General features: G+C 63.9%; 10 protein-coding genes. 7 read left to right on the forward strand and 3 right to left on the reverse strand.

Features of this window, described 5'->3' with window-relative positions:
* Nucleotides 1–31: 31 nt before the first annotated feature.
* From B9A15_RS07535 to B9A15_RS07550, 4 genes are read left to right on the forward strand one after another with little or no spacing between them, the layout of a single operon-like run.
* Nucleotides 32–1,519, forward strand: a complete 1,488-nt coding sequence (locus B9A15_RS07535) for a sugar ABC transporter ATP-binding protein (RefSeq protein WP_084409450.1) — start codon at nt 32–34, stop codon at nt 1,517–1,519.
* Entirely contained in the window at nt 1,519–2,457 is a 939-nt protein-coding gene (locus B9A15_RS07540) for an ABC transporter permease (RefSeq protein WP_084409420.1), read from the forward strand. The genes B9A15_RS07535 and B9A15_RS07540 overlap by 1 nt, the downstream gene beginning before the upstream one ends.
* On the forward strand, nt 2,454–3,419 hold the full coding sequence (locus B9A15_RS07545; RefSeq protein ID WP_084409421.1) for an ABC transporter permease: 966 nt from the start codon (nt 2,454–2,456) through the stop codon (nt 3,417–3,419). The genes B9A15_RS07540 and B9A15_RS07545 overlap by 4 nt, the downstream gene beginning before the upstream one ends.
* 11 nt (nt 3,420–3,430) lie before the next feature.
* Entirely contained in the window at nt 3,431–4,345 is a 915-nt protein-coding gene (locus tag B9A15_RS07550; RefSeq protein WP_084409422.1) for an SMP-30/gluconolactonase/LRE family protein, read from the forward strand.
* 210 nt (nt 4,346–4,555) lie between these two features.
* Here the strand turns inward: B9A15_RS07550 and B9A15_RS07555 are convergent, their stop codons facing one another.
* A complete protein-coding gene (locus B9A15_RS07555) occupies nt 4,556–5,305 on the reverse strand; it encodes a competence/damage-inducible protein A (protein WP_244556829.1) in 750 nt (249 codons plus the stop codon).
* 199 nt (nt 5,306–5,504) lie between these two features.
* Here B9A15_RS07555 and wrbA point away from each other — a divergent pair, with 199 nt between their 5' ends.
* The 3 genes from wrbA (at nt 5,505) to B9A15_RS07570 (ending at nt 8,518) form a co-directional block, all read left to right on the forward strand.
* Nucleotides 5,505–6,119: an NAD(P)H:quinone oxidoreductase gene (gene wrbA / locus B9A15_RS07560; RefSeq protein ID WP_084409423.1), complete on the forward strand. Its 615-nt coding sequence runs from the start codon at nt 5,505–5,507 to the stop codon at nt 6,117–6,119.
* A gap of 183 nt (nt 6,120–6,302) precedes the next feature.
* Nucleotides 6,303–7,469: a pyridoxal phosphate-dependent aminotransferase gene (locus tag B9A15_RS07565; RefSeq protein WP_084409424.1), complete on the forward strand. Its 1,167-nt coding sequence runs from the start codon at nt 6,303–6,305 to the stop codon at nt 7,467–7,469.
* Nucleotides 7,469–8,518, forward strand: coding sequence for an AbrB family transcriptional regulator (locus B9A15_RS07570; protein WP_084409452.1), 1,050 nt, complete (start codon nt 7,469–7,471; stop codon nt 8,516–8,518). Before B9A15_RS07565 ends, B9A15_RS07570 begins: the two co-directional genes overlap by 1 nt.
* 61 nt (nt 8,519–8,579) lie before the next feature.
* Here B9A15_RS07570 and B9A15_RS07575 read toward each other — a convergent pair whose 3' ends face one another.
* Together B9A15_RS07575 and B9A15_RS07580 are read right to left on the reverse strand one after the other, a co-directional pair.
* On the reverse strand, nt 8,580–8,960 hold the full coding sequence (locus tag B9A15_RS07575; protein WP_084409425.1) for a cupin domain-containing protein: 381 nt from the start codon (nt 8,958–8,960) through the stop codon (nt 8,580–8,582).
* Between the two features lie 59 nt (nt 8,961–9,019).
* Nucleotides 9,020–9,250: aminotransferase class I/II-fold pyridoxal phosphate-dependent enzyme (locus tag B9A15_RS07580; RefSeq protein ID WP_139798256.1), on the reverse strand; the 231-nt coding region annotated here is incomplete at its 5' end.

The following is a 9,250-nucleotide window of genomic DNA, read 5'->3' on the forward strand; positions in this document are numbered from 1 at the left end:
GACCCATTCCCAACAGCAAAGGCGCGAAGCCATGCCTGGAAGCTCCCTTCAGGATTCGCTGGTCGCGCTGTCTGGCGTGACGAAGACCTTTGGGGCGGTTCGCGCCCTGGCGGGTGTCGATCTCAGTGTCGGGCCCGGCGAGTGTATCGGGCTCGTGGGCCATAACGGAGCCGGCAAATCGACCTTGATGCAGATCCTGGCCGGCACGTTGCGCCCGACGGATGGCCGCTACGATCTTGGCGGGGAGACGGTCGCGCTGAGCGATGTCTCGGTCTCCAAAGCGCAAGGGGTGGGCATACGCTGCGTCTTCCAGGAACTCTCCCTCTGCCCCAATCTGACCGCGACGGAAAATGTGCGCGTGCGCCATGCCGCCTTGTCCGGCTTCGGCTGGCGCAAACGTGCAGCCAAGCTTTTGACGGAAGCGCTGGACGACATCTTTCCCGGCCACGGCATTTCGCCCGGCGCAACGGTCGGCGATCTCAGCCTCGGCCGGCGTCAGATGGTCGAGATCGCCATCAACTTCATCGCGACCGAAAGCTCGCATCCGCGCCTCGTCATTCTCGACGAGCCGACATCCTCCCTCGATCAGAGCGTTGCCTCGCAGCTTCTTGCCTATGCGCGCCGCTTCGTTGAGGCGGGCGGAAGCATCATCCTGATCTCGCATATTCTCGGCGACATCTTCTCCACAGCAGGGCGCATCGTCGTCATGCGCGATGGCGCCGTGGTCGCGGACAGGCCCGCATCCGAATTCGACCGCGCAAGTCTCGTCGCCGCCATGGGCCATGTGGCCGAGGACGACGAGGATGAGGCGCTCGCTCATGCGGCAAAAGCGCGTATCGGCGAACCTGTCGTCATCGCCCGGCCCCCCAAACAGGCCAATGGCGCCGCCGTAAGTCTTCACCGGGGCGAGATCGTCGGGCTTGCCGGCCTTGCCGGCCACGGCCAGACGGCGTTGCTGCGTCTCGTCCAGCACGCCGCTTATCATCGCTCGCGTCTTGCCGAGGTGCGGGGCCGCATTGCCTTCGTGGCGGGCGATCGGCAGAGCGACGGCGTGTTCCCGCTCTGGTCGATCGGCGAGAATGTCACCATCCGTTCGCTCCCGGCCCTTTCGCGTCTCGGCTTCGTCTCTTCGGCCCGCGAGGCTGCGATGGAAGCCGAATGGAAGGACACGCTGAAGATCCGAACACCCGACATGGACGACAATATCCTGACGCTCTCGGGCGGCAATCAGCAGAAGGCGCTCTTTGCCCGGGCGCTCGGCTCGGACGCGGAGATCATCGCCATGGACGATCCCATGCGGGGCGTCGATGTGGGCACCAAGCGCGAAGTCTATGAGCGCATCCGCAAGGAGGCCGGAGAGGGACGCAGCTTCCTCTGGTACACGACGGAGTTCGACGAGCTCCTGCATTGCGATCACGTCTATGTCTTCCGCGAGGGGCGCATCGTCGCCGAACTCGACCGGGGCGAACTGACCGAGGAGAAGGTGTTGCAGTCTTCCTTCGACGAGGCGGCCGCTTGATGGCCCGTCTCGACCCCAAACTCCTGCGCGCCGCCGTTCCAGCGCTCTCCTTGGCCTTGCTCCTCGTCGCGATCTTCATCATCCAGCCGCGCACGATGAGCTATTTCGGCCTCAACCTGATGCTGAATCTCGCTCTGCCGATCGCTTTTGCGACCATGGCGCAGCTCTTCATCCTGACGGTCAACGATCTCGATCTGTCGATCGGCGGATTCGTGTCCATGGTCGCCTGCATCGCGGCGACTTGGCTCAACGAGACCCCGCTTCTGGGCATTGCGGCGCTGATCGCCTCCATCGCCGCCTATGCGGCTTTGGGCGCGCTCATTCACTTGCGCAATCTGCCCTCGATCGTCGTCACGCTCGGCATGTCCTTCGTCTGGCTCGGCTGCGCGGTCCTTCTTTTGCCAAGCCCAGGCGGCGCGGCGCCGGACTGGCTGACGGCGATCGTCAAGTTCAAGATGCCTTTTGTGCCGCTCGCGATCGTCGCCTCCGCCGTTCTCGGTCTCGTTGTTCATTTCGGGCTGATGCGCTCAGCCGGCGGCGTCGTCCTGCGCGCATCGGGCGGAAATCCGCAGGCCGTGGCGAAGGCGGGCTGGTCGCTTCTGAAGCTGAAAGTGACGATGTACGCGCTTGCCGGCACCTTCGGCGTCCTGTCGGGCCTCATTCTTGTCGGCACGACCACCTCGGCCGATGCCAATATTGCCCTGCGCTATACGCTGTTGTCGATCGCCGGCGTCATTCTGGGCGGTGGCGAGTTCACCGGGGGGCGGGTCTCGCCCATCGGCGCGGTTCTCGGCGCCCTGACGCTTGCCCTGGTCGGCTCGCTCCTGTCCTTCCTGCGCATCTCGCCGGAATGGCAGATCGGGGCGCAAGGCCTGATGCTGATCGTGGTTCTGGCGCTGCGCTCGCTCGTCAATCGTTTCGAGGAGAGGGCCCAATGACCAGCCGTCTCGCCAAGTTTCAATCCATCTGGCAAAGCGCCCCTTACGCTTTCGCCTTCATCGGCGCCATGGTGATCTTCGCGATCACTCTGATCGCCAATCAAGGAAGCGGCGCGGGCCAGATCGTCTCCGCCGCGCTCGCCTTCGGCAGCTTCTATGCGCTTGTCGGCATCGGTCAGATGTTCGTCATCACCTCCGGCCCCGGCAATATCGATCTCTCGGTGCCGGCCAATATCGCTCTGTCCGGGGCGGTCGCCATGAGCATTATGGGCGGTTCGGATGCGATGATCCCGCTCGGGCTTCTCGCCGCGCTCGGTTGCGGCGCGGCGATCGGATGCGTCAATTACGCGCTCATCTCGGTTTTGCGAATTCCGCCGATCATCGCGACCCTGTCCTCGAGTTTCGTCGTCCAGTCGCTCGCGATCGTCTATGGGCGCGGCCTGCGCATCACGCCGCCGCCGTTCCTTGCCGAGATCGCAACGGGGCGCGTTGCCGGCATTCCAATCCTCTCCGTCCTCGTCATCGCACTCGCCGGCGTGATGGCTCTCGTCCTCCATCGTTCAATCTATGGGCGGTTCCTGAAGGCGATCGGCCAGAACATGAACGCTGCGAGCCTCGCGGGCATCAGGGTCGGGCTCGTGCGTTTTGGAACCTATGTGCTGTGCGCGATCTTCGCGGCCCTTTGCGGTGTCTTGCTGGCAGCCTTTTCCGGTGGTGCCTCGCTGAATATGGGCGAGGAATATCTCCTTGCCTCCATCGCCGTCGTCGTCATCGGCGGAACATCGGTCGCCGGCGGCTTCTCGAACGTGTCCGGCATCTGGGGCGCGGCGCTCTTCCTCTACCTGCTGGTGACCATGATGAACACGCTCGGGGTCGGCACGGGGCTTCGTCAGATCCTGACCGGCCTCATCATCGTCGCCGTCATCACGCTGGCCGGCAGCCGGCGCGGCGTTCGCGAATAGGAGTTTTTGTGATGCGTATCCGCGAACCCTACGACATCCGCGACGAGCGGTTCCGCTCGATTTGCCTCGCCAATGTCGATCTCCACCAACTCGACGATTCCAATCACTGGGCCGAGGGGCCAGTCTGGTTTGGCGATGCCGACTGTCTCCTATGGAGCGACATCCCCCAAAACCGCATCATGCGTTGGACGCCGAATGGCGGCGTCTCGGTCTATCGAACAGGCTCGAATTTCTCGAACGGTCATACGCGGGACCGGGAAGGGCGCCTCGTTTCCTGCGAGCATCAGACCCGGCGCGTCACCCGGACCGAGCGCGACGGGCGCATCACGGTTCTTGCCGATGCCTTCGAGGGCCGGCGGCTGAATTCGCCGAACGACATCGTCGTGAAAAGCGACGGAACGATCTGGTTCACCGATCCGACCTACGGCATCCTGTCCGAATATGAGGGCGATCGCGCCGAGCCCGAACAGGATCGGCGCGGTGTCTATCGCCTCGATCCGACGACGGGCGCGCTGGCGCGCGTCATCGACGATTTCGCTCAGCCCAACGGCCTCGCCTTTTCGCCCGACGAGCGCATTCTCTATGTGGCTGAATCCGGGGCGTCCCACGACCCGAGCGTGCCGCGGGTCATCCGCGCCTTCGATCTTAACCAAGAGAGCCATGTCGGCCCTGGGCGAGCCGTTGCGACGATCGATGCCGGCATTCCCGATGGCCTTCGCGTCGATACGCAAGGGCGCATCTGGTCGAGCGCGGCCGATGGGGTCCATTGCTTTGCGCCGGACGGCACGCTTCTTGGCAAGATCCTCGTCCCGGAGGTGGTCGCCAATCTCTGTTTCGGCGGCGTCAAGCGCAACCGCCTCTTCATCGCCGCGACCCAGTCGATCTACGCGATCTATGTGAATGCGGAGGGAATGCCGGTCGTTTGATGGAGCGTCCTTCGACCTGCTTGAAACCGGCCGAGCTCCCCTCTGAAAACTTTTGCGATCTCTACGGGGCAGCCGGCGGCAAGCCCTCGACGGCTTCTCCCCATGGGGAGAAGCCGAAGTCTCGTTGGTCGGCGCTTACCCCCTCGCAAAAAACCATACGACGTTCGTTGAGACGTCGTATGGGCGTCAGTCACTCAAAGACCGCATCGATCACCGCGATGCCAGTGAATCCAGCATTGCCTCGACCTCTGTCGCCGCGGCCTCGATCGCGGCTTCGTCGCGGGAGCGGATGATGATTTCGGTTGAGTAGCGCCCTTCGGCAAAGCGCGGATAGGAGCCGATCGATACGCCGTCATGGCGCTTGGCGATGTCGCGCAGCGGGTCGCCGATATCGCCTTCTCCATAAGGGCAAGGAATTGCTTTCGAGATGAGCGGGGCACCGGCCGGAAGGGTTGGAAGCAGCGCGTCCAGCATGGCTTGAAAGACATTTGGTACGCCGGCCATCACATGCACGTTCTCGACCGAAAAGCCCGGCGCCTTCGACACGGCGTTGGGGATCAGCGTTGCACCGACCGGCGTGCGCGTCATGCGCCTGCGGGCAGGCGTGAAGTCGAGGTCCCGGCCGGCATAATAGGTTTCAAGCAGCTCGACAGCTTCCGGATGTTCGGTGACCTCCAGCCCGAAGGCGGTCCCGACGGCATCGGCCGTGATGTCGTCATGGGTCGGCCCGATTCCGCCTGAGGTCACGACGAAATCATACCGTGCGCGCAAGGCGTTGATCGCCTCGACGATCGCGTCCTCCTCGTCGGCGACGATCCGCACTTCCTTCAAATCGATGCCGGATAAGGTCATTACCTCGGCGAAGTGGCCAATATTCTTGTCCTTGGTGCGCCCTGACAAGAGTTCGTCCCCGATGGCAAGCATGGCGGCGGTCGCTTGGGTCTGGCGGGTCTTGCTCATCGATCAGGCTCCTTCGAATCGCCGACATCGCATAGGGGCGGCGTTGCGCGAATTGTCGGGCGAGGTGGCTCGCCGTCAATCGGGCGGCGACACTCCGTCAGGCGCGCGGGGCGTTCACATCCGTCCATTTCACAGCACATAGCTGGGCAGCAGGCCTTTAGCGCCGCGACGAAGCAACACGGATTCCAAGGGGAAGACAGTGACAAAGGTACTCGTTCTTTATTATTCGAGCTACGGCCATATCGAGACCATGGCGAGCGCCGTGGCCGAAGGGGCCCGCGCCGGGGGCGCCGAGGTCGATATCAAGCGCGTACCAGAGACCGCGCCGAAGGAAGTCGTCGAAGCCGCGCATTTCAAGACCGACCATCCCTATCCGGAAGCGACCGTCGAGGAACTGCCGGCCTATGACGCGATCATCGTCGGCGTGCCGACGCGCTACGGCAATATGAGCTCTCAGATGCAGGCGTTCTGGGACCGCACCGGACCGCTCTGGGCCAAGGGCGCGCTGATCGGCAAGGTCGGTGGCGCTTTCACCTCGACGGCTTCCCAGCACGGCGGCAACGAGACGACGCTGATCTCCGTCCACAAACTCTTCATGCATCATGGCCTGATCACGGTCGGCCTGCCTTACGCCTATGACAAGCTGACCGAGCTTGGCGAAGTCATCGGCGGCACGCCCTATGGCGCCTCGACGATCGCGGCCGGCGACGGCTCGCGCCAGCCGAGCGAGATCGAACTCGGTGGCGCCCGCTTCCAGGGCAAGCATGTTGCCGAGATCGCCGGCGCACTCGCCAAAGGCCGCGCCAGCGCCTGAGCATTGAATGATCGGCAACGATCAGACGACGATCGGCCTCGCATCCAATGCGGGGCCTTTTTCATTTTCAGCTTCGCCGATTGTTTCGGTGACACGCCGGTGCATTGAGGCAAGGCGCGAAGCGGCGTAATCGCTTGGCCGATCATCTCCCATCCGCCCCTGCGCGTCGAGGACCCTTTCATCATGTCTCATCTGAAACGCCTGCGACCGGAAGCTGTCGCCGCGCCGTCGAGTGGCATCCTCGCGGTCATCCAATATGCCTTCGGGCGGGACGGGCTCTTGCCGCTCTGGGCGGGTGAGGGTGATCTTCCGACGCCGGACTTCATTCGCGCCGCTGCCGCCGAGGGGCTCGCACGCGGCGAAACCTTCTATACTTATCAGCGCGGGCTTCCCGAGCTGCGCCAGGCGCTCGCAGACTATACGCAAGCGCTTTATGGGCAGCCGCAATCGCCCGACCGGTTCTTCGTGACCGGCTCGGGGATGCAGGCGATCCAGATCGCCCTGACGGCGCTGACCGGCGCAGGAGACGAGATCGTCTATTTCGGCCCCGCCTGGCCGAACCTTCCGGCGGCCGCGGCTCTTCGCGGCGTCAAGCCTGTCGAAGTCGCCTTCGATCCGATCGCCGGCGGCTGGCAGCTCGATCTCGACAAGGTTCGCGATGCGATCGGCGAGAAGACCCGCGTGCTCTTCGTCAATACGCCCGCCAATCCGACCGGTTGGACGGCGACATATCAGGAGCTCGAAGCTCTGCGCGATATGGCGAGGGAGGCCGGGATCGCCATCATCGCCGACGAGATCTACAGCCAGTTCTATTATGTCGGGGAGCGGGCTCCCTCCTTCCACGACGTGATGAGCGAGGAGGACACGATCTTTTTCGTGAATTCCTTCTCGAAGAATTGGGCGATGACCGGCTGGCGTGTGGGCTGGATCGAGGCGCCGGTCGAATTCGACGAGGTCATCGCCAATCTCATCCAATATTCGACTTCAGGGGTCGCGGCCTTCATGCAGCGCGGCGCGATCGCAGCAATCAGGGAAGGGGGCGCCTTCGTGGAGGAGCAGACGGCTCGGGCCAAGATCGCCCGCGACCTTTTCTGTAACCGGTTGCTCGCCACCAATCGCGTGGCGCTCTCGCCGCCGGACGGCGCTTTCTACGCCTTCTTCTCGATCGACGGGATCGAGGATACGCGTCAGGCCGCCTTTCGGATCATCGACGAGGCGAATGTGGGGTTGGCGCCCGGAACGGCTTTCGGCACGGCGGCGCCGCAATTCCTGCGCGCATGCTTCCATCGGCGTCTCGACGAGGTGGAGATGGCGGCCGAGCGCCTGGCCGATTGGATCGGCGCGGCCTGATGCCGACAATCACCGGCGCGGGGGTTGCGCGGATCGCCGCGACGCTTGTCCTCGCGGCTCTGGGCGGGCTTCTCGCCCATGGTCTCGGACTGCCCGTCGCCTGGCTTCTCGGACCGGTCGTCGCGATCTCCTTGGCGAGTGTTGCGGGGCTGGATACGCGCCTGCCGCCGGTGTTTCGGCAGGTCGCCTTCTTCATCCTCGGTGTTCAGGCGGGATCGGGCGTGTCGCCGGAGGCGATCGGACAGCTTGGCCTCTGGCCGCTCTCTTTCGCCATTCAGATGGTCGGCGTCCTCGCCATCGTCGTCGTCACCTATCTCTATTTGCGCAAATTCGTCGGTTGGAGCCACGAAACCGCGCTCTTTGCGAGCCTGCCCGGCGCACTCGCTTTCGTGCTTGCGGCGGCCTCCGAGACGCGGGCCGACATGCGCTCGATCATCATCGTCCAGACCGTTCGCTTGCTCCTTCTGATCGGCGCATTGACACCGGCGCTCGGCTGGCTCGAGGGCGGAGCGGATGTCGATGCCGTGGCGCGGAGCCATGGTGGCGGCTTGGATGACTATGCGATCCTTCTTGGTATATCGGGAGCCTTAGCCTGGCTTGGAGCGAGGCTTGGCGTGCCGGGCGGCATGATGCTCGGCGCGCTGATCGGCAGCGCTCTCCTGCATGGCGCCGATCTTTCGGCCGTCTCCGTGCCCCAGCCAATCGCGGTGCCCTGCCTGATCGTCCTAGGCGCTTTGATCGGGGGGCGTCTCCACGGCATCGAGCGTTCGGCACTTGTGACATTGCTGCCGATTTCGCTGATCGCCTTCCTCATCGGCCTCGCCATGTCGGCGCTCGCTGGCGCTGCTGCCGTTCTGACACTCGACCTTGGTCCAGGCAAAGTCGCGCTTGCCTATGCGCCAGGCGCATTGGAGGCTCTAACCGTGCTCGCCTTCCAATTTGCGATCGACCCGGCCTATGTGGCCGCCCATCATGTGGTCCGCTTCATGGGCATCGCCTTCGTCGTGCCGTTCTTGGCACGGCGCGCGAAAGATGCGGTGGAGTCCTGACGCCTTGACTGTTCCTGACAGCTTCGATGATCGATGACGAGTGCGATGAGCGAGGCCGGTCTCAAGCGTCGATGGCTGCGAAGACCGATGGGTGAGGCGAGGGCGCTTCGCCGCCTTCAGGGCCCCAGTAAACAATCCAGGCTGCAAAGTCGTCGCTCGCATCGTTGAATCGATGCTCGCTGCCTGCGCGCACGAAGAAGACGTCACCCGCGCCAAGCGAGTTTGGCTTGCCTTCTCCATGGATCACCGCTTGCCCTCTGGTGACGATATAGAGGCGGTCCTGAAAATGCGGCTTGCGCGTGGCTTCACTCTTGCCCGGTGCGAAGACTTCCAGCGTCATGGTGCCATGGGAGAGCACCTCGACGTCGAGCCGGCCCTCGGGCCATTCCGCCGTCGCCGGCAGAGGCAGTTTCTTCAAGGCATCGGCAAGCGTGTTCGTCATCACAGTCGTCCGGCTTTTCCCTCATGGAGCGCCGGACGAGTTCGGTCGCGATCCGGCGGTCAGCCACCCGCCTTTGAGACGACGAGCGGCGTGACGTCCATCGAACGTTCTTCCTCGGCAGGACGTTCCGACGCGAATGGAATACCGATCGCCTTCCATGTCTCGGTCAGCGCATCCGCGAGCGAGGCAATGAGGGCGTCGTCATGGAGCGGCGTCGGCGTGATGCGCAGTCGTTCGGTGCCGCGCGGCACGGTCGGATAGTTGATCGGCTGGATATAGATGCCGTGCTT

The sequence above is a fragment of the Fulvimarina manganoxydans genome (assembly GCF_900176465.1).
GTDB classification, from domain to species: domain Bacteria; phylum Pseudomonadota; class Alphaproteobacteria; order Rhizobiales; family Rhizobiaceae; genus Fulvimarina; species Fulvimarina manganoxydans.

What these genes read in the sequence shown, in the direction of transcription:
- B9A15_RS07545 (WP_084409421.1), top strand. Translation starts at nt 2,454, where the DNA reads ATGACCAGCCGTCTCGCCAAGTTTCAATCCATCTGGCAAAGCGCCCCT.
- B9A15_RS07555 (WP_244556829.1), bottom strand. Translation starts at nt 5,305, where the DNA reads ATGAGCAAGACCCGCCAGACCCAAGCGACCGCCGCCATGCTTGCCATC.
- B9A15_RS07575 (WP_084409425.1), bottom strand. Translation starts at nt 8,960, where the DNA reads ATGACGAACACGCTTGCCGATGCCTTGAAGAAACTGCCTCTGCCGGCG.
- B9A15_RS07565 (WP_084409424.1), top strand. Translation starts at nt 6,303, where the DNA reads ATGTCTCATCTGAAACGCCTGCGACCGGAAGCTGTCGCCGCGCCGTCG.
- B9A15_RS07550 (WP_084409422.1), top strand. Translation starts at nt 3,431, where the DNA reads ATGCGTATCCGCGAACCCTACGACATCCGCGACGAGCGGTTCCGCTCG.
- B9A15_RS07570 (WP_084409452.1), top strand. Translation starts at nt 7,469, where the DNA reads ATGCCGACAATCACCGGCGCGGGGGTTGCGCGGATCGCCGCGACGCTT.
- B9A15_RS07535 (WP_084409450.1), top strand. Translation starts at nt 32, where the DNA reads ATGCCTGGAAGCTCCCTTCAGGATTCGCTGGTCGCGCTGTCTGGCGTG.
- B9A15_RS07540 (WP_084409420.1), top strand. Translation starts at nt 1,519, where the DNA reads ATGGCCCGTCTCGACCCCAAACTCCTGCGCGCCGCCGTTCCAGCGCTC.